24 protein-coding genes are annotated in these 21,707 nt (G+C 64.9%); 15 read left to right on the top strand and 9 right to left on the bottom strand.

Annotated elements, in window-relative coordinates; genetic code table 11:
- Positions 1-17 precede the first annotated feature (17 nt).
- The 7 genes from J2X44_RS00610 to J2X44_RS00580 form a co-directional block, all read right to left on the bottom strand.
- The gene (locus tag J2X44_RS00610; protein WP_137751496.1) at positions 18-482 is read right to left on the bottom strand and encodes a PTS sugar transporter subunit IIA; all 465 of its coding nucleotides are present in this window, start codon (positions 480-482) and stop codon (positions 18-20) included.
- Positions 483-631: 149 nt separating this feature from the next.
- Entirely contained in the window at positions 632-1,204 is a 573-nt protein-coding gene (gene hpf, locus J2X44_RS00605; RefSeq protein WP_137751495.1) for a ribosome hibernation-promoting factor, HPF/YfiA family, read from the bottom strand.
- A 44-nt stretch (positions 1,205-1,248) separates the two neighbouring features.
- Positions 1,249-1,956, bottom strand: a complete 708-nt coding sequence (gene dnaQ / locus J2X44_RS00600; RefSeq protein WP_310087344.1) for a DNA polymerase III subunit epsilon — start codon at positions 1,954-1,956, stop codon at positions 1,249-1,251.
- Between the two features lie 19 nt (positions 1,957-1,975).
- Positions 1,976-2,611 (bottom strand): dephospho-CoA kinase, encoded by a 636-nt coding sequence (gene coaE, locus J2X44_RS00595; protein ID WP_310087343.1) that lies wholly within the window; start codon positions 2,609-2,611, stop codon positions 1,976-1,978.
- Positions 2,608-3,423: a shikimate dehydrogenase gene (gene aroE, locus J2X44_RS00590; protein ID WP_310087342.1), complete on the bottom strand. Its 816-nt coding sequence runs from the start codon at positions 3,421-3,423 to the stop codon at positions 2,608-2,610. Before aroE ends, coaE begins: the two co-directional genes overlap by 4 nt.
- A complete protein-coding gene (locus tag J2X44_RS00585; protein ID WP_310087341.1) occupies positions 3,420-4,016 on the bottom strand; it encodes a Maf family protein in 597 nt (198 codons plus the stop codon). Before J2X44_RS00585 ends, aroE begins: the two co-directional genes overlap by 4 nt.
- Positions 4,013-4,834, bottom strand: coding sequence for a pyruvate, water dikinase regulatory protein (locus tag J2X44_RS00580; protein ID WP_310087340.1), 822 nt, complete (start codon positions 4,832-4,834; stop codon positions 4,013-4,015). Before J2X44_RS00580 ends, J2X44_RS00585 begins: the two co-directional genes overlap by 4 nt.
- Positions 4,835-5,181: 347 nt before the next feature.
- On the opposite strand from J2X44_RS00580, the gene hemE reads away from it, so the two are divergent.
- From hemE to J2X44_RS00550, 6 genes are all read left to right on the top strand, one after another.
- Positions 5,182-6,210, top strand: a complete 1,029-nt coding sequence (gene hemE, locus J2X44_RS00575) for a uroporphyrinogen decarboxylase (protein WP_310087338.1) — start codon at positions 5,182-5,184, stop codon at positions 6,208-6,210.
- A gap of 2 nt (positions 6,211-6,212) precedes the next feature.
- Positions 6,213-6,662, top strand: coding sequence for a CopD family protein (locus tag J2X44_RS00570; RefSeq protein ID WP_310087336.1), 450 nt, complete (start codon positions 6,213-6,215; stop codon positions 6,660-6,662).
- A gap of 196 nt (positions 6,663-6,858) precedes the next feature.
- Entirely contained in the window at positions 6,859-8,115 is a 1,257-nt protein-coding gene (gene rho / locus J2X44_RS00565; RefSeq protein WP_058539276.1) for a transcription termination factor Rho, read from the top strand.
- Between the two features lie 128 nt (positions 8,116-8,243).
- Positions 8,244-8,423: a hypothetical protein gene (locus J2X44_RS00560; RefSeq protein WP_310087330.1), complete on the top strand. Its 180-nt coding sequence runs from the start codon at positions 8,244-8,246 to the stop codon at positions 8,421-8,423.
- On the top strand, positions 8,420-9,145 hold the full coding sequence (locus tag J2X44_RS00555; RefSeq protein ID WP_310087328.1) for a TerC family protein: 726 nt from the start codon (positions 8,420-8,422) through the stop codon (positions 9,143-9,145). Before J2X44_RS00560 ends, J2X44_RS00555 begins: the two co-directional genes overlap by 4 nt.
- A 102-nt stretch (positions 9,146-9,247) precedes the next feature.
- Positions 9,248-9,649 carry a DUF1489 family protein gene (locus J2X44_RS00550; RefSeq protein ID WP_310087326.1) on the top strand — a complete coding sequence of 134 codons (402 nt, stop codon included), beginning with the start codon at positions 9,248-9,250 and terminating at the stop codon, positions 9,647-9,649.
- 13 nt (positions 9,650-9,662) lie between these two features.
- On the opposite strand, the gene J2X44_RS00545 is transcribed toward J2X44_RS00550, so the two are convergent.
- A complete protein-coding gene (locus J2X44_RS00545) occupies positions 9,663-10,058 on the bottom strand; it encodes a nuclear transport factor 2 family protein (RefSeq protein ID WP_310087324.1) in 396 nt (131 codons plus the stop codon).
- Positions 10,055-10,753: a dienelactone hydrolase family protein gene (locus J2X44_RS00540; RefSeq protein ID WP_310087322.1), complete on the bottom strand. Its 699-nt coding sequence runs from the start codon at positions 10,751-10,753 to the stop codon at positions 10,055-10,057. The genes J2X44_RS00545 and J2X44_RS00540 overlap by 4 nt, the downstream gene beginning before the upstream one ends.
- Positions 10,754-10,856: 103 nt before the next feature.
- Between J2X44_RS00540 and J2X44_RS00535 the strand changes: the two genes are divergently transcribed.
- From J2X44_RS00535 to J2X44_RS00495, 9 genes are all read left to right on the top strand, one after another.
- Positions 10,857-11,153, top strand: coding sequence for a DUF6489 family protein (locus tag J2X44_RS00535; RefSeq protein ID WP_310087320.1), 297 nt, complete (start codon positions 10,857-10,859; stop codon positions 11,151-11,153).
- A 23-nt stretch (positions 11,154-11,176) separates the two neighbouring features.
- Positions 11,177-12,481, top strand: a complete 1,305-nt coding sequence (gene mnmE / locus J2X44_RS00530) for a tRNA uridine-5-carboxymethylaminomethyl(34) synthesis GTPase MnmE (protein ID WP_310088300.1) — start codon at positions 11,177-11,179, stop codon at positions 12,479-12,481.
- 75 nt (positions 12,482-12,556) lie between these two features.
- The gene (gene mnmG / locus J2X44_RS00525) at positions 12,557-14,419 is read left to right on the top strand and encodes a tRNA uridine-5-carboxymethylaminomethyl(34) synthesis enzyme MnmG (protein ID WP_310087318.1); all 1,863 of its coding nucleotides are present in this window, start codon (positions 12,557-12,559) and stop codon (positions 14,417-14,419) included.
- A gap of 103 nt (positions 14,420-14,522) precedes the next feature.
- Positions 14,523-15,182, top strand: a complete 660-nt coding sequence (gene rsmG / locus J2X44_RS00520; protein WP_310087316.1) for a 16S rRNA (guanine(527)-N(7))-methyltransferase RsmG — start codon at positions 14,523-14,525, stop codon at positions 15,180-15,182.
- Positions 15,179-15,961, top strand: coding sequence for an AAA family ATPase (locus J2X44_RS00515; RefSeq protein ID WP_310087314.1), 783 nt, complete (start codon positions 15,179-15,181; stop codon positions 15,959-15,961). The genes rsmG and J2X44_RS00515 overlap by 4 nt, the downstream gene beginning before the upstream one ends.
- Positions 15,962-16,921 (top strand): ParB/RepB/Spo0J family partition protein, encoded by a 960-nt coding sequence (locus tag J2X44_RS00510; RefSeq protein WP_310087312.1) that lies wholly within the window; start codon positions 15,962-15,964, stop codon positions 16,919-16,921.
- Between the two features lie 312 nt (positions 16,922-17,233).
- On the top strand, positions 17,234-17,731 hold the full coding sequence (locus tag J2X44_RS00505; RefSeq protein WP_310087310.1) for a DUF4402 domain-containing protein: 498 nt from the start codon (positions 17,234-17,236) through the stop codon (positions 17,729-17,731).
- Positions 17,732-17,947: 216 nt separating this feature from the next.
- Entirely contained in the window at positions 17,948-18,775 is an 828-nt protein-coding gene (locus J2X44_RS00500; RefSeq protein ID WP_310087309.1) for a molecular chaperone, read from the top strand.
- 30 nt (positions 18,776-18,805) lie between these two features.
- The gene (locus J2X44_RS00495; protein WP_310087308.1) at positions 18,806-21,583 is read left to right on the top strand and encodes a carboxypeptidase-like regulatory domain-containing protein; all 2,778 of its coding nucleotides are present in this window, start codon (positions 18,806-18,808) and stop codon (positions 21,581-21,583) included.
- Positions 21,584-21,707: the final 124 nt, after the last annotated feature.

Below are 21,707 nucleotides of genomic sequence, written 5' to 3'. Positions count from 1 at the left end.
AAACTCGCGCCGCGGCGTTACGCCGCGTCACGCGTTTCGGTGTCGGCGAGCAGGGCGTACAGCGCTTCATCGCTCTTTGCCCCGCGCAGCCGTTCGGCAATCGGCTCGTTGCGCAGCATCCGCGAGACGCCAGCGAGCGCCTTCAGATGGTCGGCGCCGGCATCGAGCGGCGACAACAGGACAAACAGCAGATCGACGGGCAAGCCATCAACCGCGTTGAAATCGATCGGCCGCGATAGTTGCAGGAACAGCCCGCGCACGCCGGTCAGGTCGGCCATCTTGGCATGCGGCAGCGCGATCCCGCGCCCGAACCCGGTCGACCCCAGCCGTTCGCGTTCGAGCAACGCTTCGCTGACTTCGCCCGCGTCGAGGCCGAGCGACCGGCTGGCGAGATCGCCGACAAAGGGAAAAAGCGCCTTTTTCGAATCGAGCTGCACATGCGCGCGCACGGTCGCCGGATACAGAAGGGAGGAAAGGTTCATGGGTCTAGTCAAATCTGTGTAGCCAACGGGCGAGGGGCCGGTTGTTCCGTAACGATGAATCGCGGATCAGTGATGCCGGCGCCCCGCCATACCGGCATGGGACGTTGTTGGGCGCGGCCCTTATGCCGGTTGGCGAAGAAAATCCAGTCCTATCGTGGTTCGACCCAGCCGATCGTCCCGTCGTCGCGGCGATAGACCATATTGTGCGCCCCGGTCTTGCTGTTGACGAACAACAGCGCATTGGTGTTGCGCAGGTCGAGCATCATCACCGCATCGGACACGCTGCTGCTGGGGATATCGACGCGCGTTTCGGCGATGATCGCGGGCGCGTCACCGGCATCCTCGTCGTCGCCAGCGTCGAACACGGTATAGCCTGCATTGTCCTCGATCTCGTCAACCGTCGGCGACGGCTGCGCTACGCCATTATTGTGATCCTTCAATCGCCGCATATAGCGCCGCAGCTGCTTTTCGATGCGTTCGGCGGCGCCCTCGAACGCAACATGCGCGTCCTGCGCCTGGCCATGCCCCTTGAGCACCAGCCCTTGCATCACATGCGCGACGATGTCGCACTGGAAACTGTCATGTGGTCCTTTGCCGAAGGTCGCGTGCGCCCCGATCGCCCGGGAGAAATATTTGTCGGCAATCGCGTTCATCCGGTCCGACACATGCGCCTGCAGCGCTTCGCCGGTTTCGATCTGGTGGCCAGAGACGCGGATTTCCATTTTTCTTCTCCTTTATGGCCGGTGCGATGGTCAGGGAGAGGCCATCACACCGTATCGAGCCACAGCGGCTGGTTCAGCCCTGCGACAAATTCGGCATGGCGCGCCAGATCGGCGGCCGATGCCATATGGGGTCTGGGTTCACGAAACAAACGGTCGCCACCACGCAGAGGCGCCGGGGAAGGCGCCGCCGCCGCCGCAGTCGAACCGTCGGGGGAAGACGCGGCCAATCCCAGCCCGATCTGCCGCCCGCCAGTCATTTCGATATACAGATGCGCGAGCAGTTCGGCGTCGAGCAGCGCGCCGTGTTTGACGCGGTGGCTGCGGTCGATGCCGTAACGGGTACACAGCGCGTCGAGGCTGTGCTTGGCGCCGGGATGCAGCTTGCGCGCCATCTGCACCGTGCAGCACATCCGCGTCATGTCGAGCGCCGGGCGTCCGGCGCGCGCCAGCTCGGCATTGACGAAACCAAAGTCGAAAGCGGCATTATGCGCGACCAGCGGCGCATCGCCCAGAAACTCCAGCAGCTCGTCGACGCGCGCCGCGAACAGCGGCTTGTCGGCCAGAAACTGGATCGACAGCCCGTGCACCGCTTCGGCAGCGGCGGGCATGTCGCGTTCGGGGTTGAAATAGGCGTGAAAGTTGACCCCGGTTTCGCGCCGGTCGACCAGTTCGATGCACCCGATTTCGACCAGCCTGTCCCCGGTCTTGGGGTCGAACCCCGTGGTTTCCGTATCGAAGATTATCTCGCGCATTGAACGATCAATCTGGACCCTATCGGGCGCGGAAACAAGAGGCGATGGCGCGAATCTGGCGATGCGTCTCGCTTTTCGGTCCGCCCGTTTCGATAATGAAATCGGCGCGCGCCCGTTTGACGCGGTCGGGCGTTTGCAGGCGGCGGATGGCTTTCAGGCGACCGTAGCTCATCCCTGGGCGGCGCATCACCCGCTTGGTCTGCATCCATGTCGGCGCCGAGACGACAGCAATCGCCCCGACGCGGCGCCAGCCGCCCTTTTCGAACAGCAGCGGGATGTCGAGCACGACGACAGCGCGGGCGCGGTGCCGGGCGAGGAATTTCTTCTGCGCGTGGAACACGGCTGGATGGACGATTGCCTCCAGCGCCGCGAGTTCGTGGCGGTTGCCGAGGACCAGCGCGCCGAGCTTTTGCCGATCGACGCCGCGCGGTCCTGTCGTGCCAGGGAATCGCGCCTCGATCGCCGCGACCAGCGCGCCGCCCGGCCCCTGCAACCGATGTACTTCGGCGTCGGCGTCGAACACCGGCACACCTTCGCGTTCGAACATCGCCGCAGCAGTCGATTTGCCCATGCCGATCGAGCCGGTCAGGCCGAGGATGAACGGCCGCCGCAGCCGCGAACCCGGCCGTCGGCCAAGGGAAGGGCGATGCTTCATGCCATAAGCAGTGCGCGCAGTTCGTCGTCGCGGCCCTCGGGGGGCGGTGCGCCGAAGAACAGCTCGAACGCCAGCGCTGCCTGACCGATCAGCATGTCGAGCCCGTCAACGGTGTCGAGCCCGCGCGCCTCGGCGGCCTTGAGCAAGCCGGTCCGGAGCGGCGCATAGACGAGATCATAGACGATCGCATCGTCAGCCAGCGGCGACAGGTCGAGGTCGAGCGGCGGCTGGCCGGTCATCCCCAGACTGCTTGAATTGACGAGCAGCGCGGCCGGGGGAAGCTGGGCATCGAGCGCCACGACATCACCCTTGAGGCCGAAGGTCGCGAGCAGGCCCATGGCTTTCAGCGGTGAGCGATTGAGGATCGTCACATGGCCGACGTTTGCGCGCGCCAGCGCGAACAGCACCGCCCGCGCCGCGCCGCCCGCGCCGACGACAGCGACAGGGGCGCCGTCGAGGACGAGCTCGGCGAGCGGCGCGTAGAAGCCCGCCGCATCGGTGTTGGTTCCGATCAGCGCGCCATCTTTCTGGCGGATAATCGTGTTCATCGCGCCGATGGTGCCGCGAATATCACCCGGATCATCGACCAGATCCATCACCGCCAGCTTGTGCGGAATGGTGACGTTGCAGCCACGCCAGTCGGGATCGGAGCGGCGCTGTTCGATATAGGCGGCCAGCGCGTCGGGCTTAATATGCGCGCGGCGGTAATCGCCCGCGATGCCCAGCGCGTCGAGCCAGAACTTGTGAATCAACGGCGATTTCGAGTGCGAAATCGGATCGCCGATCACTTCGGCATAGGGCTGCGCGCTCATTGTGGTGCCAACCCGGTGGTCCGCAGCCACGCCAGCAAGGGCAGCATCGGCATGCCGATGATCGTCCAGGGATCGCCCTCGACCCGTTCGAACAATTGCACCCCCGCTCCCTCGATTTCATAACAGCCGACGGTCCAGCGGATGCTGTCCCAATGTTGCGCGACATAGTCGGCGATAAAGCCATCGGACAAGGGCCGCATCCACAGCTTCGCCTCACCGATGGTGCGCCACACGGGCGCACCATCGCGCGCGGCGACTGCGGCGCTGAACAAGCGGTGGCGCGCGCCTGCCATGCGGCGCAAATGATCGGCCGCCTCTTCGGGCGTCTCAGGCTTCGAGAGCATCGTGCCATCGTCGAGCGCGAGGGTCGAGTCGGCGCCGATCACCGTGACCCCGGACAAGCGCGACGAGATTTTGATCGCCTTCGCCTCGGCGAGCGCGTCGGCAATGTTGCGCGGGGTCTGGCCGGCGGCGAGCAGCGACGCGGTCAGCGCCTCTTCATCGACATGCGCGGCAGTCGTTTCGAACTCGAGCCCGGCGGCACGGAGCATCGCGGCGCGGCCGCTGCTTTGCGAGGCGAGAAAGAGGGTCATGCCCCGGTGCCCGCGCCGCGATCCTCGACCAGCTTGATCACCGCCGCGGCGGTTTCCTCGATCGAGCGCCGGGTGACGTCGATCACCGGCCAGCCATTGTCGGCGAACATGCGCCGCGCATAGGCCAGCTCGGCCTTGACCCGCTCGTCGTCGACGTAGCTCGTTTCGGGCGCCTGGTTGAGCGACAGCAGCCGGTTGCGCCGCACCTGGACCAACCGGTCGAGCCCGGTCGTCAGCCCGACAACCATCGGCCGTTTCAGCCGGTACAAGGCGTCGGGTGGCGGCGATTCAGGGACGATCGGAATGTTCGCGGTCTTGAAGCCGCGGTTGGCGAGGTAGATGCTGGTCGGAGTCTTCGAGGTGCGCGACACCCCGGCCAGCACGATGTCGGCCTGTTCCCAATTTTCCCAGCCGATGCCGTCATCATGCGCGACGGTGAACTGGATCGCCTCGACGCGGGCGAAATAGGCAGCATCGAGCTGATGCTGGCGCCCCGGCCGCGCCTTCGCCTCCTGGCCCAACATTCGTGACAGTGCATCGGTCACCGCATCGAGCGCGGGGACGAGTGGCAGGTTGAGCGCCCCGGCGCGGCGTTCGAGGCTGACGCGCAGATCGCCATTGACCAATGTGAACAGGATCATCCCCGGACTGGCCTGCACTTCGGCCATGATCCGGTCGAGATGCGATTCCGATCGTACCATCGGCCAGAAATGACGCACCACCTCGACATCGTCGAACTGCGCGATCGCTGCCTTGGCGATATTTTCGAGTGTCTCGCCCGTGGAGTCAGAGATAAGATGAAGGTGGAGCCGGCCCATCGCGGCACCATGGCGGGAAGCAGCGGAAAAAGGCAATGCCGGATGCGGCCCATAAACGGGAAAAGCGGCCTGTGGATAAGATTTGGACAAGCGCGGGGACGGAATCGGGACGGGAGTTTCATCCCCGACGCTGCCGATTCCGCTCCATCACTTGTCCACAAGGGACGGAATTTATCCACAGGCTGTGAATTGCGGGCAAAGCAGGCGCCGACTCTGCGGCGGGGAACGGTGCTGCCAGAGTCAAGCTGTTGGCAAAAACGACGCCCCGGCCTAAAGCCGCGCTGTCCGCCGACCAACAAACCACCACAATTCATCTAATCTATATATTGAAGAGAAAGAGAGTTCGCGTGAAGGCGTCACCGAAGAGTTTGCTGGCAGTGCTGCGCGGAGCGCGGCAGGAGCGCCCGCCCTTGTGGCTGATGCGTCAGGCCGGACGCTATCTTCCCGAGTATCGGGCCTTGCGCGAAACCAAGGGCGGTTTCCTCGAGCTCTGCTATGACCCTGAAGCCGCGGCAGAAGTCACCTTGCAGCCGATCCGGCGCTTCGGTTTCGACGGGTCGATCCTGTTTTCCGACATATTGATCGTGCCGCACGCGCTGGGCCAGAATTTATGGTTCGAGGCCGGTGAGGGGCCGCGGCTGGCCCCGCCGCTGGTCGACAGCGCACTCAGCGCGCTCGAAGCGGTTCCTGAGCGGCTTGACCCCATTTATGCTACCGTCGCGCGCGTGGCGGCCTCGTTGCCCGCCGATACGACCTTTCTGGGCTTTGCAGGCAGTCCGTGGACTGTCGCAACCTATATGGTCGCGGGCCAAGGGTCGAAGGATCAGGCCGCGGCCCGCCGCATGGCGTTTGGCGATCCAGCCGCGTTCCAAGCGATCATCGACGCGATCGTCGATGTCACGGTAACGTACCTTGCGGGCCAGATCGAACATGGCGTCGAGGCGGTGCAATTGTTCGACAGTTGGGCGGGCAGTCTTTCGCCCGCACAATTCGAACGCTGGGTCATCGTGCCAAACGCCGAAATCGTCCGCCGTTTGAAGGCGATCCATCCCGACACCCCGGTGATCGGCTTTCCCAAGGGCGCGGGCGGCAAGCTGCGCGCCTATGCCGATGAAACCGGGGTCGATGCGATCGGGCTCGACGAGACGGTCGATCCGGACTGGGCCGACCGTATCCTGCCGCAACATTTGCCGGTGCAGGGCAATCTCGATCCGCTCGCGCTCGTCGCCGGCGGCGCGGCGCTGGACGCTGCGATCGACCGCATCCTTGCGGCCTTCCCGGCGCGTCCCCATATCTTCAACCTCGGCCATGGCATCGTGCCCGACACGCCGATCGCCCATGTCGAACATCTGATCAGACGGGTTCGCGGCGGGTGAATATGGCAGACTGGGCAGGTTTTTTGGGGGCGACGATGCTTTGGGTCAAAGCGGCGCATATTATCTTCGTCATCTTCCTGATGGCGGGACTGTTCATGATGCCGCGCTTTTTTGTCTATCATCACCAATGTGCCGTCGGGTCGGATGAGGACAAGAAGTGGATCGAGCGCGAAGACCGCTTGCGCCGGATCATCCTGAATCCTTCGCTGACCATCGTCTGGGCGCTCGGGCTGTTGCTCGCGTTCAACGGCAATTATTGGGGTGAAAGCTGGTTTATCGCCAAATTTGTCCTGGTGGTGGCGCTGTCGGGCTATCACGGCTGGATGATCGGCTACTTCAAAAAGCTCCAACAGGGGTTGCGGCCGCTCACCGAAAAGCAGCTGCGCTTGCTCAACGAAGTCCCCGGTGTCGCTGCGGCGCTCATCGTCATTCTCGCGGTCGTTCGTCCCTGATCCTGCCCGGTTCGGGCCAGCCTGATTGACTTGGCACCGGGCGAGGGATAGGGGCCATGGCAATCCCGCCAGCCGGGCGGTGCTTCCCCAGCGCCGGAACTATCGCAAACGGTCGTCCCACGGCCGGATAGGCACCCTCGCGGTGCACTGAAAACCGACGGTATTTTCTCCCTATATCTTATCCTGGAATCCATCCATGCATCTTAAAGAACTCAAAACCAAAGCCCCCGCCCAGCTTGTCGAAATGGCTGAAGAACTGGGGGTCGAGGGCGCATCGACGCTGCGCAAGCAGGATCTGATGTTCTCGATCCTGAAAGAACTCGCCGAAGAGGGCGAGGAAATCATCGGATCGGGGACGATCGAGGTTTTGCCCGACTCGTTCGGGTTTCTGCGTTCGTCGGAGGCCAATTATCTCGCCGGCCCCGACGACATCTATGTCTCGCCGAACCAGGTCCGCAAATATGGCCTGCGCACCGGCGACACCGTCGAAGGTGAAATCCGCGCCCCGCGCGACGGCGAGCGGTATTTTGCGCTCACCAAGCTGATCAGCGTCAATTTCGACGATCCCGATGTTGTCCGCCACCGCGTCAATTTCGATAACCTCACCCCGCTCTATCCGAACCAGAAGCTGTCGCTCGACACCGTCGATCCGACGGTCAAGGACAAGTCGGCGCGCGTCATCGACCTCGTCAGCCCGCAGGGCAAAGGCCAGCGTGCGCTGATCGTCGCGCCGCCGCGCACCGGTAAGACCGTGCTGCTGCAGAATATCGCCAAGGCGATCACCGACAATCATCCCGAGGTCTATCTGATCGTCCTCTTGGTCGACGAACGCCCCGAGGAAGTCACCGACATGCAGCGCAGCGTGAAGGGCGAGGTCGTCTCCTCGACCTTCGACGAACCCGCGACGCGCCACGTCCAGGTCGCCGAAATGGTGATCGAAAAGGCGAAGCGCCTGGTCGAGCACAAGAAGGATGTCGTCATCCTGCTCGATTCGATCACCCGCCTTGGCCGCGCCTACAACACCGTCGTCCCCTCGTCGGGCAAGGTGCTGACCGGCGGTGTCGACGCCAATGCGCTCCAGCGTCCGAAGCGTTTCTTCGGCGCCGCGCGCAACATCGAGGAGGGCGGTTCGCTGTCGATCATCGCCACCGCGCTGATCGATACCGGCAGCCGCATGGACGAAGTGATCTTCGAAGAATTCAAGGGCACGGGTAACTCGGAAATCGTCCTTGATCGCAAGGTCGCCGACAAGCGCATCTTCCCCTCGCTCGACGTCGGCAAGTCGGGCACCCGCAAGGAAGAGCTCCTCGTCGAGAAGGACAAGCTGTCGAAAATGTGGGTGCTACGCCGCATCCTCATGCAGATGGGCACGATCGACGCGATGGAGTTCCTGCTCGACAAGATCAAGGATTCGAAGACCAACGAGGATTTCTTCGATTCGATGAATCAATAGTCGCGCTGGGGCGGGATGATCGTCGAACAGGCCTTGTTGCAGGTTCGGCGCGGCTTTTGAGCGTGCCTTGGCCATCGCCCGCCCGCTGATCGCGGCCTGCCGGGATTTTTGGGCCCGGTTTTTTGGGCATGGAAGTGCGGCGCGGATGCGAAGCGGTGGAAACCTACTTGCTGATCGTGCATTGGCACCGCATGGAAGACCATCGCGACGGTTTCCGCCGCTCCGCACGATATGCGGAATGGCGGGCACTGTTGCACCCCTTTTATGACCCGATGCCGGTCGTGCAATATTTCGGAGAGCTTGTGTGATTGACCTGTTGTTGACCGCCGCCACCACGGCCGCGCAGGGGCTGGGCGGCCCGTCGGAAATCTGGGGCCATATCGTCAATGATTTTTCGAACATCACCGAACCCGCCGCGATGGCGGCATTTTTGCAGGTGCTGCTGATCGATCTCGTGCTCGCGGGCGACAATGCGATCGTCGTCGGCGCGCTGGCCGCGGGCCTGCCTGCCGATCAGCGCCGCAAGGTGATCATCATCGGGGTGCTGGCCGCCCTGGTGCTGCGGATCGCCTTTGCACTGGTCGTCACCCAGTTGCTGCAAATCGTCGGCCTGATCTTCGTCGGCGGCTTGCTGCTGGCCTGGGTCGCCTGGAAAATGTGGCGCGAACTGCGCGACGGCGCCCATTCGGCTGGATCGCCTGAAGTCACTGGTGATGAGCATTCGGGCCTGAAACCCGCCAAGAGCTTTGCGGCGGCAGCCTGGGCGGTTGCGATCGCCGACGTGTCGATGAGCCTCGATAACGTCCTCGCAGTCGCTGGCGCGGCGCGTGATCATCCGGGGATCATGATCGTTGGCCTGATTGTCGCGGTCATCCTGATGGGCGTCGCCGCCAACATCATCGCCAAATACATCGAGCGTTACCGCTGGATCGCCTATTTCGGCCTCGCGGTCATCGTCTATGTCGCGGTCAAGATGATCTACGACGGCTGGGTTGATCCGTCGGTCGGGCTGGGAACCTTGCTGGGGTAATATTCCGGGTGCACGATCGCGCGGTTGGCCAAGGCTAGTCGTGCGATCGTATCGCCTTTAGGGACGGGTTGGTTTTCGGCTTCACCGCCCCATTTAGGCTTTATGCCCCCACTCCATCTCACCAAGGTCGCGGTTGGCTGCGCGCATGTCGAGACGTTCGCGCGCCGGGTGGCGACGCGCGTTCGTGATGGCGAATTGCGGGTGCCGACGCGGATGCGGCCGAAGCGGATGGACGAGCTGGTCGGCGGTTATCTGCACTGGATCATCAAGCACCGCATCGTTGCGCGGCAGCAGATCCTGCGCTTTGACGATCGCAAGGATGGCCGGGTCGACATCGTCTGTTCGGAAGAAGTGGAAATCCTGCCGCCAATGTCGAAGCGCGCGCATCAGGGTTGGCGCTATCTGGCCGATGAGGACGCGCCCAAGGGCATGGCCGACCACGACAGCGTCGCTGACCTGCCGCCGCACCTCTATCGCGAGCTCGCGGCGCTGATGCTCATCTAGCGCGGCGCCAACATTATCCTTGCGCGGCGAGCATCTCGCCCATCTTCTCCCAGACTTTGTTGATCGCCTTGAGCGGGCGCACCATCACCTTGAAATCGATGATTTGTCCATCGTCGTTCCAGCGGATGATGTCGACCCCGTTGACATGGATGTCGTCAAGCGTCGTTGCAAATTCGAGCATTGCCTGGTCGCCATCGACAATCTCGCGTTCGTAGCGGAAATCGTCGCCGCCCAAGACATGGCTGGCGGCGTGGAGATAAGCGAAGACCTTGTCGCGCCCGGCCTGCGGCGTGTGGACGACGGGGGAGTGGAATACCGCGTCCTCGGCGAGCATCTCGCGCAGCGCCAGGGGGTCACCGCCGCCCGCCATATAATGATGCCAAGCGGCGACGCCGGCGGCGGCGCTCATGCCAGATGCTCGGCGAAAAAGGCCTGGGTGCGGCCATCGGCAAGTTCGGCGCCCGCGGCATCGCGGCGATTGCCGCTGGTCGCGGCAAAGCCGTGGTCGAGGCCGTCATAATCGTGGAGCGTGACCTTGGGATGCGAATCTAGCCCCTCGTGCATCTTGGCCTGCGCCTCGGGACTGACGAGATGGTCCATCGTCGGGATATGCAGCATCAAGGGATGCGCGATGGCATGGCTTTCACCCAGCATCTGATCGATCATCACGCCATAATAGCCAACCGACGCGTTCACGTCGGTGCGCGCCGCCGCCATATAGGCCAGCCTGCCGCCCAGGCAAAAGCCGACGCAGCCGACCTTGCTCGCCCCCTGGGCATGAAGCCAGCGGATCGCGGCCTCGATGTCCTTGACCCCGTCGTCGGCGTCATATTGGCCGAAATAGCCAAAGGCTTCCTGCAGCTCGGCCTCGACATCGGGGTCGAGCTCGACCCCGGGGGCAAAGCGCCAGAACAGGTCGGGCGCAATCGCCAGATAGCCCTGTGCCGCCCACTCGTCGCATTTTTCGCGGATTCCGGCATTCACCCCGAAAATCTCGGGAATGACGATAATCGCGCGCGACCCATCGGCATCGGGACGCGCGACATAGGCGGGGATCGCGCTGGTCCCGTCGAGCGCGGGGATGGTGGTGTTGGTCGCGGACATGCGGGGCTCCTGACTCTTGCCAAACGGCACTGAAAGCGCAAAGCTAGCGGGGCTGCGGGCATGGCTCAAGCGGCTTACCGGAATTTCGGGGCGGAGACAGGCGATGAAGTTCAATATCGAGATCGATTGCACTCCCCAGGAGGCGCGGCAACTGTTCGGCCTGCCCGACCTTGAACCGCTGCACGACATCTATCTCGACCGCGTCAAGGAATTGATGGCGAAGGGTATCACCCCCGATATGGTGCAACAGATGGTCAAGACATGGGTGCCGATGGGCGAAAGCGGGTTGGGGCTGGTGCAGTCGCTGCTGGGCCAGTTCGGCGGCGGCTTGATGGGCGGCGCGGCGAAATCGACCGAGAAGGGCGATGACGACAAGGGTGCCAAGGGGCGCAAGAGCTGAACCAAGACGGTGTAAGCGACACGATTTTTGCACTGTCGAGCGGAATGCCGCCGGCGGCGATCGCGGTTGTGCGCGTGAGCGGACCGCAGGCAGGGGAGGCGCTGCGGGCGCTGGCCGGACAGCTGCCGGTGCCGCGGCGGGCGTCGCTTGCCGAACTCGCAGGCGCCACGGGCGCGATCCTCGATCGCGCACTGATCCTGTGGTTTCCGGGTCCGGCGACGGCGACCGGCGAGGATCTGGCCGAGCTGCACCTCCATGGCGGCCGCGCGGTTGTCACCGCGGTCGAAGCGGCGCTGGCGACGATGCCGGGGCTGCGCCGCGCCGAAGCGGGGGAGTTTACCCGGCGGGCGTTCCTGAACGGGCGGATCGATCTGGCGGAAGCAGAAGGTCTGGCCGATTTGCTGGCGGCGGAGACCGAGAGCCAGCGGGTGCAGGCGCTGGGGCTAGCGAGCGGGCATGTGTCGCGTGCCGTTGCAGAATGGCAGAAACGGCTGCTGACCTTGATGGCGGGGGCCGAGGCCGAGCTGAATTTTGCCGATGAGGATGATGTCGAAGTTGGCGAAGGTGTCGCGCAGCGGTTGATTGCGGGGATGGCAGCTTTGGCGGGCGAATTGGACGAATGGTTGGCGCGGCCCGCGGCGGAGGTGATCGCGGAGGGGGTCGCGGTGGTTATCGCAGGACCGCCAAACGCCGGAAAATCAACTTTAATCAATGCTTTAGTGCAACGGGAGCTGGCTATCGTGTCGCCCGTGGCGGGGACGACGCGCGATGTGATCGAGACCCCATTGGCGCTCGACGGGATCGCGATGCGCTTTTCGGATACCGCGGGCCTGCGCCCCGAAAGTGGCGATGAAATCGAGATGATCGGGATCGACCGCGCCAAGGCGGCGGTCGCGGCGGCGGACATCCTGCTGTGGTTAGGCGCGCCCAAGGAGGCGCCCGATCATGCCCGCACGATCCTGATCGCGGCGCAAGCCGACCGGTGGCGCGGCGATGCGGCGGCGGAAGCCGATGCAGCGCGGTGCGACTTGGTGCTGTCGGCGGCGACGGGCGAGGGCATGGAGGCGCTGCATCGGATGATCGTCAAGATGGCGCGCACATTGTTGCCGCGCGAAGGGGAGGCGGCGCTGCGTCAGCGTCAGCGCGCGGCGATGGGCGAAGCCCGCGATTGGCTGCGGATCGAAGCGGGGTCGCGCGAAGCGGACGATCTGATCCTGCTCGCCGAACGGCTGCGGCTCGCGAGCGGTGCGCTCGACCGGATCACCGGGCGGGCGGGCGTCGAAGATATGCTCGACACCTTGTTCGGACGTTTCTGTATCGGGAAATGATGTTTCACGTGAAACATCGCTTCGGTCGCACGGCGGTGGATTTGGCACCGCATTTGGGCTAAGGGCGCCGCAATCATGCGCAGCAGCACCATCTATGATGTCATCGTCGTCGGCGGGGGGCATGCCGGGACCGAGGCGGCCGCCGCCGCGGTACGGCTCGGTGCGCGCGTCGCGCTGGTCAGTTTCGATCCAGCACTGATCGGTACAATGTCCTGCAACCCTGCGATCGGCGGGCTCGGCAAGGGGCATCTGATGCGCGAGGTTGATGCGCTTGATGGCTGGATGGCCCGCGCCGCCGATCGCGCTGCGATCCATTACCGGATGCTCAATGCGTCGAAGGGCGCCGCGGTGCAGGGGCCGCGCGTCCAAGCCGACCGGACGCGCTATCGCGATGCGATCCAGAGTCTGCTGGCGGCCGAGGATGGCATCACGGTCATCGCCGGGGAAGCCGCCGCGCTGCGGTTGTCCGCCGACGAGGCGACGGTGGTGGGGCTTGAGCTTGGCGACGGAACGGTCCTGACCGCACCCGCAGTGGTGCTGGCGACCGGCACCTTTCTGGGCGGACGGATGTTCCGCGGCGAGGAAAGGATGGCCGGCGGGCGCATCGGCGAAGATGGCGCGCATCGTCTGGCGGAGCAGTTGCGCGCCGCCGATCTGCCGATGGCGCGGCTTAAGACGGGGACACCGCCGCGGCTCGACGGACGGACAATTGACTGGGCGCGGCTCGAAGAACAACCGTCGGACGGCGGGGCATGGACCTGTTCCACGTGGAACAGTGAGCGGACGGTCCCGCAGATTTTTTGTGCAATTACGCGCACCAACGCTGAATCGCATCGGATTATCGCCGAGAATTTGCATCGTTCACCTCTGTTCACGGGAGCGATTGGTGCGGCGGGACCGCGCTATTGCCCGTCGATCGAGGACAAGATCCACCGCTTCGCCGACCGCGACGGGCATCAGGTCTTTCTCGAACCCGAGGGCCTCGACTCGCATCTTGTCTATCCGAACGGCATTTCGACCTCGCTCCCCGCCGATGTCCAACTCGCGATGCTGCGGACGATGGACGGGCTGGCGGCGGTCGAGATGGTCGTGCCGGGCTATGCGGTCGAATATGATCATATCGACCCGCGCGCGCTCGACCGGACATTGCAGGTCCGCGCGATGCCCGGCCTCTATTGTGCGGGGCAGATCAATGGCACGACCGGATATGAAGAAGCGGCGGCGCAGGGGCTGATCGCGGGCGCGAACGCCGCGCTGGCGGCGCAAGGGCGTGCGCCGCTGATCCTCGACCGGTCGCAAAGCTACATTGGGGTGATGGTCGATGATCTGGTGTTGCAGGGGGTGAGCGAACCCTATCGCATGCTCACCGCACGCGCCGAATATCGACTGCGACTGCGCGCCGACAATGCCGCGACGCGGCTGACCCCGACCGGGATCGCGCTGGGTCTGGTGCGGCCCGCGACTGCCGAATTGTTCGCGGCACGGCAGGCCGCACGCGCCGCTGCCGAAGCGCTGCTGGCGGTGCCGGTGGCGAGCGGCGACTATGGCGCGATCGGGATGAGCACCCCCGGCGACGGCATCGCGCGAACGCGGATCGAGCTGCTGCGCTTTCCCGATGTGACGATCGCGACCCTGGTGACGCTTGCGCCCGAACTTGCCGCGATCGACCGCACGATCCTGGCCGAGCTGGTCGAGGATGCCCATTATGCGCCCTATATCGCGCGGCAGGATGCCGAGCTCCGATCGCTGGCGGCAAATGAAGCAATCACGCTCGACCCCGCACTCGATTATCGCGCGATCGGTGGGCTGTCGCGCGAGATGGTCGAGCGGCTGGGCAAGGCGCGTCCCGAAACGCTGGGGCAGGCGGCGCGCATCGACGGGGTAACCCCGGCTGCGCTGACTGCGATCATGGTGCACAGCCGGCGGCGCGCGGCATAGGATGAGCCGCGGATGCGGGGGGCGTTCTTTCCGCCGTCTTGAGAGGAACAAACGAGGGCGCCACGACTAGCGCAACACCCCTAGTCAAAAGGACGGGATCAGTTTGACGACGCAAATTCTGGATAGCGAAGATGGGGCGCGAGCCTGGATCGGCGAGACCTTTGCGCCGACGGTACGGCAATGGGCGCAGCTTGACCAATATGCGGCGATGCTGATCGCCGGGACCGAAAAGCAGAATTTGATCGCCGCCTCGACGATCCCGAATCTGTGGGTTCGCCATATTGCGGACAGCGCGCAGCTGGTGACGCTCGACAACATGGGCGGTGACGGAATGTGGCTCGACCTTGGGAGCGGGGCAGGCTTGCCGGGGTTGGTGGTGGCAATTCTGAGTGAGCGTCCGGTGGCGCTGGTGGAATCGCGCAAGCTGCGTTGTGGCTTCCTGCGTGACGCAGCCCTGCAAATCGGCCTGGGCCATGTCGAGGTCGTCGAGGCGCCGCTTGAACGTGTCGAAACGCGACCGGCCGCGACGATCAGTGCGCGAGCTTTCGCGCCGCTCGACAAGCTGATCGATTTATCCGCGCGTTTTTCCACCGAATCGACGCGCTGGCTGCTGCCAAAGGGACGAAACGCCGTTAAGGAACTGGCGTTGCTGCCGCAGGCGTGGCAGAATCTGTTTCACGTGGAACAAAGCCGTACCGACGCCGACAGCCAGATATTGGTCGGCACCGGAAAAATCCCGGCAAGACAGCGAGGAAAAGCATGATCCGCATTGCCGTGGCGAACCAGAAGGGCGGGGTCGGCAAGACGACGACCGCGATCAATCTGGCAACGGCGCTCGCCGCGACCGGCTGGCGGACGCTGATCATCGACCTTGATCCGCAGGGCAATGCGTCGACCGGGCTGGGCATCAAGCAGGCGCAGCGCGAATATTCGAGTTACGAATTGCTACGCGGCGACGCGACGCTCGCCGAATGTGCGATCCCGACCGCGGTGCCGCGGCTCGACATCGTGCCCGCAACGGTCGACCTGTCAGGCGCCGAGATCGAACTGATCGAGTTCCAGGATCGGCTGCACCGGATGCAGCAGGCGTTGTCGGGGGCTGAAGCAGGACAGTGGGACATCTGCCTGATCGATTGTCCGCCGTCGCTTGGGATGTTGACGCTCAATGCCTTGATCGCCGCCGAATCGCTCATCGTGCCGCTGCAATGCGAATTTTTCGCGCTCGAAGGGCTGAGCCAATTGCTCACCACGGTCGAACGCGTGCGCGAGCGCTTCAACCAGAAACTCTCTATCCTGGGTGTTGCGCTGACGATGTTCGACCGCCGCAACCGGTTGACCGATCAGGTGTCGGACGATGTGCGCGAAGTTCTGGGCCCGGTGGTGTTCCAAACCGTGATTCCGCGCAACGTCAGGCTGTCGGAGGCGCCAAGTCATGGGCTGCCGGCGCTGATTTATGACCATCGCTGCGCCGGGTCGGCGGCGTATATCGCGCTGGCCCGCGAATTGATCGATCGCTTGCCCAATGTCCGCAAGGCTGCATAAATGACTGATAATAAAGATGAAAGTGGAGCATCTCCAGCGCGCAAGCGGCCGTCGGGGCTGGGGCGCGGGCTGAACGCGCTCTTTGGTGACGTTGCCGCCGAGGCGCCGGTGCTCGCCAGTGCGGGCAGCGCCGCAAAGGCCGCGCCGACGGTGTCGGGCGATGCCGTGCAGCATGTGCCGGTCGGTGCGATTCGGCCGCTGCCAGGGCAGCCGCGGCGCCATTTCGACGAGAATGCGATCGCCGAGCTCGCCGATTCGATCGGGCTGCGCGGGCTGTTGCAACCGATCATCGTCCGCCGCGCCCCCGATGGCGACGGGTATCAGCTGGTGGCGGGCGAGCGGCGCTGGCGCGCGGCGCAGCGCGCCGGGCTGCACCAGATTCCGGCGCTGGTGCGCGAACTCGACGATGCGGCGACCTATGAAATCGCGCTGGTCGAGAATATCCAGCGGCAAGACCTCAACGCGATCGAAGAAGCCGGCGCCTATCGCCGCCTGATCGACGATTTCGGCCATAATCACGAGGCTTTGGCCAAGCTGGTCGGCAAATCGCGCAGCCATGTGGCGAATCTGATGCGGCTGCTCGACCTGCCGCAAGCGGTGCAGGCGCTGGTCGGCGATGGATCGCTGGCGATGGGGCATGCGCGCGCGCTGATCGGTGCCGCCGACGCCGAGTCGATTGCGCGACGCGTCGTCAAGGACGGCCTGTCGGTCCGCGCGGTCGAGGCGCTGGTGCGCGAAGACAAGGGCGGCGGGCGCAAGGCGCCGCTGGAATATAAGAGCATGGACGGCGTCGGGCGCGATCCCGATATCGTCGCGGTCGAGCGCCACTTGTCCGAGCTGCTCGGCATCGGTGTCGCGATCCACTATTCGGGCGGCGGCAAGGGCGCGCTGACGCTGAAATTCGCGTCGCTCGATCAGCTCGACATGATTTGTCAGCGGCTGAGCGGCGAGGGGATTTGATTATCTGGCTCGTCATCCCGGCCTTCGCCTGGATGACGAACAAGGTGGTGCGAATCGGCCCAGCACCGCGCTTAAATTGTGCCAGTCCGGGCCGTTAAAGAAGAACAGGCGGTCCCCGCGACCCTCTCTGAATCAGGCTAAGACCCTGATTCCACTCGCTTACCATGGGTAAGGCGGGTCAATTCCTATTGCACCGTTAACCAATCTTGCTGGCAAAGGTTGAACCTGTGCGCCGCTAAACAGGTCGGCGAATGGGGTGGGATATCCATTCGTGTTTCGACTTTCAGTCTTCGAATTCAAGGGACCAAACATATGCGCAAATTTGGAATGAAGCGCGCCATCGTCGGCGCCGCGATTGCTGCCCTCGCCATGAACGCTTCGGCGGCCCATGCAGCAACGGCAACCGGGACGGCCACGGCCAAGATCCTGCGCCAGATCACGCTGACCAACACCAGCGCCCTGCAATATGCGACGATCATCAGCGGTGCCACCGCTTCGACCGTCGCCGTCACCACGGCTGGCGCGCGCACTTGCGGCGCGGGTCTGACCTGCACTGGTACGACGACGGCCGCCAATTTCGACGTCCAGGGCACCAGTGGTGCTGTGGTCCTCGTCGGTGGCGACGCCAACGTCACGCTCAACGGTTCGCTCGGCGGCACGATGGCCTCGACGCTGACCTATTCGGCGGCGAACATCACGCTGGGCGCGACCGGCGGCAGCTTTCAGGTCGGCGGCACGCTGAGCGTCGGCGCCAACCAGACGGCGGGCGATTACACCGGGACGTTCAACGTCACCGCCAACTACCAGTAAGGCCAAAGGCCGATAAGGGTGGGGGACCGGCGGGTTCCGGCTCGCCGATCACATCAAGGGGTCGCCAGCGACAAGCTGGCGACCCCTTTTTACGTGCCGTTTCGGCACGATAAGCGCCCCATGGTTAGCGAAATATCAACCATGTTGGCGCAGGCAGGATGCGACCAGCGGAATGGTGTGGGCCATTCCGGACCAACGATTGTGGGGATCGTATCCATGCCTAGATTTTTCAAAGGCTTCGGCCTGTTTTTCGCGCTTGCGTTCGGCGGCGCCGCGCTGCCGGTCCAGGCGGCGGGCGACCTGCTCGTCGCGCCAACCCGGGTGGTGCTCGACGGATCGCGCGGCACCGAAGTGGTGCTCAACAATATCGGTGCCGAGCCGGCAACCTATCGCATCAGCCTCGAGATCAAGCGGATGACCGCGGCGGGCGGGCTCGACGAGATCGCCGAGGAAAATATGAGCCCCGCCGAGCGTGCGGCGCTCGACATGATCGCGTTCAGCCCGCGCCGCGTCACCCTGCCGCCCAATCAGCCACAGGTCATCCGCGTCGGCGTGCGGATTCCCGAAGGCACCCCGGCGGGCGAATATCGCGCGCATATGCTGTTCCGCGCCGTGCCCGATGCTGTGGCCGCGGCGCCTGCCGAAACGGCAAAGCCAGCCAGCGGTGTTTCGATTGCGCTGACCCCGATTTACGGCATCACCATCCCGGTGATCGTTCGCGTCGGCGATCTCGGCGCCGAAGCGGTGATCGGCGACGCATGGGTCGCCGAAACGCCCGACGGCCCGGCGTTCAATTTTGGCCTGACGCGCAGCGGCAATCGTTCGGTCTATGGCGACATCGAAGTGACGCGGCCGGGCGCGCCCGAGCCGCTGCTCGTTGCCCGCGGCATCGCGGTATATCCCGAGGTTGCCGCGCGCGAAGTGTCGCTGCGCGTGCCGCCCGAACTTGCGGCCAAGCTCAAGGGACCGGTGCATATCCGCTATTCCGAGGATCGCGAAATCGGCGGTGGCACGATCGACGAAGCCGATCGGGTGGTGAAATGATCGAGTAAGGATGGGGCGAAAGCCAGGACCGTGATCGGCGCGGTGCTTGCTCGATGGAAACCGGCGATTCTCGCCGGGCTGGCGCTGGCCGGGCTTGTCCCGACCGGCGCTCAGGCCGTTGACAGCCAGCCCGTGTCGCTCGCCAACGATGGCTGGGCGCCGAACGAGGATGACAGCTGGCTGTTCGACTTGCGGTCGGGGCAGTATCGGCTCGGCGACGGGGTGCGCGGCTATCAGACGCCGCAGGGGGTGTGCGTCGACCTCGCCGACATCGTGCTCGCGCTCGACCTGGCGGTGCGCGTCGACAAGAAGTTGCGCCGCGCAACCGGCTGGGTGTTCGACGAGCGGCGCAGCCTGACGATCGACCGCGATGCGGGCGAGGTGCGCGCGGGGAGCCAGAGTTTCCGGCTGTCCGCGACGATGATTCGCGATACGCCCGCGGGCTGGTGCGTCGATCTGGACAGTCTCAACAGCTGGTTGGGGGTGCCGATCGCCGCCGATCTGTCGAACGCGGTGCTGCGGATCGACACCAAGGACAAACTGCCGTTCCAGCTCGCCGCCGAACGGCGCGCCCGCGCCGCCGGGATTCGGCCAGCGGCGCAATTCGACCTCGCCAGCCTGCCGCAGGCGTCGCGCCCGTATCAGACGTGGGCGACCCCCTCGGTCGATGTCGTCGCGTCGGCAGGATTTGTGTCTGACAAGCGCGCGGGCTCTTATGTTCAGGGACGGTACGAGATTTTCGCCGCGGGCGAGGTGATAGGGCAGAGTTTCGACGCGCGCTTGTCGTCGGACAACAAGGGGGTACCCGATAGTCTGCGGATGCGACTGTATCGCACCGATCCCGAGGGGCGGCTGCTCGGCCCGTTGAAAGCGACGCATTATGCGGCGGGCGATGTCAGCCTGCTGTCGACCGGACTCGTCGCATCGTCGGCGCCGGGGCGCGGCGCGGTGGTGACCAATCGCCCGGTCGAGCGCCCCGACAGCTTCGACAAGACCGATTTTCGCGGCGATTTGCCCGCGGGCTGGGACGCCGAACTCTATCGCAACGGGCAATTGCTGGCGTTCACCAGCCCCAATGGCGATGGCCGTTACGAATTTCTCGACGTGCCGCTGCAATATGGATCGAACCGCTTCGAAATCGTCCTTTACGGGCCGCAGGGGCAAATCCGGCGCGAAATCAAGCAGGTGCAGGTTGGGATGGACTCGATCCCGCCGCAGCAGACTTGGTATTGGGCGGGATTCGCGCAGGAGGACGCCGACCTGATCGAATTTGGCGGGCGGCGGCGCGGGCCGTTCCGTCGCGGCTGGCGCGGGACGTTGGGGGCCGAGCGCGGGCTCGATGCGCGCACGTCGATCGCGGCTTATGCACACAGCCTGATGATTGAAGACGTTCGGCGCAATTATGCCGAGGTCGCGCTGCGCCGCTCGCTCGGGCCGACGCTACTCGAGGTCGGCGGCAGCTATGCCGACGATCGCGGCGGCGCGGTTCGCGCCAGCTGGCTGGCGGCGTTCGGCGAAACCTATGTCCGCGCCGATGCGATGCGCGGCTGGAACGGCTTTGTCTCCGACCGTTTTCTCGGCAATATCAACGGCCTCTATTCGATTTCGGTCGATCAGGCGGTCAAGCTGGGGCGCACCGTGCTGCCGCTGCATTTCGACGTCCGCCAGATCGACCGGCGGTCGGGGATCGCCAGTCTGGAAGCCAGCGCGCGCGCATCGGCGAGTTTTCGCGCGCTGACCTTTACCGGCCAGCTCGACTGGAGCCGGACCAAGGTGCCGATCGGCCCCGATCCGCCCGACAATCTGACCGCCAGCCTGCTCGCCAATGCCCGGATCGGGCGTGTTCGCGTCCGCGGAGAGGCGCGTTTTGCGCTGTCGGGCGACAGCAGCGACACGCGCGTGGCGCTGATCGGCGAATGGGCCGGGAAGGGCGATGCCGAATGGCGCGCCGAACTCGGCTATGATCGCGGGTTCGACCGGGCGCGGGTTGGCGCTGGATATACCCGCCGTTTCAATCGGTTACAGCTGAGCGCTTTTGGCGAAGTGGCGAGCGACGGCTCGCTCGCGGCGTCGCTGTCGCTCGCGTTCAGCTTTGGTCCGAAGCCGAATGGCGGCTGGCGGGTGTCGAGCGAAAAGCTGGCGAGCCGCGGTCAGGTGATCGCCGACATATGGATGGACGATAATGGCGACGGCATTCGTCAGCCTGGCGAGGCACCGCTGGCGGGGGTGCCGCTGACCGCGGGCCACGGCTTTATCGACGCGGCGACCGATCAGCAGGGGCAGGCAACGATCGACGGGCTGGAGCCGTTCCGTCCGGTGTTGATCGGCATCGATGCCGGCAGCCTGCCTGATCCCTATGTCCAGCCCGCGCTGCCGGGCGTCGTGGTGTCGCCGCGTCCCGGCGTCGCGACGCGGGTGTCGCTGCCGATGGCGGCAGCGGGCGAGATTGAGGGGGTCGTGCGGCGCGACGGCGGCAACCCGATCGAGGGGCTGAGCCTCGAGCTGGTCGACGCCGAAGGGCGGGTGCGCGCGACGACGCTGACCGAGTTCGACGGATATTTCCTTTTCGAAAGCGTCGCTTACGGACGTTATACGGTGCGGCTGGGGCAGGCGTCGGCGGCGGCGTTGCGGCTCGATAGCAATTTCGCGATGGCGGCGATGCCCGGCAAGGCGACGCCGCGGGTGCGGCTTGGAGCGCTGGCGGTGAAGCCGCTCCGCCGTGATGTCGCGGCGCAGGAGGATACGGCCGTGATGGGCGAGGGCAACGGCGGGCGCGGGCCGCCGGGCGCGGGGGGTGGGGGACATTAGGAACCGATTGCCCGCTTTCGGGCGGAAGCGAACATTGCGCGCTATCGTAGCCCCGTGCAGGCGGGGGCCGCCAACGGCCTTACCCGGAGTCGCTGCGTAAACCGACATCGGCCTCCGCCTACGC

Origin of the sequence: Sphingopyxis sp. BE259 (assembly GCF_031457495.1) — a bacterium.
Taxonomy (GTDB): domain Bacteria; phylum Pseudomonadota; class Alphaproteobacteria; order Sphingomonadales; family Sphingomonadaceae; genus Sphingopyxis.
This window is presented reverse-complemented; position numbering and strand designations above follow the sequence as displayed.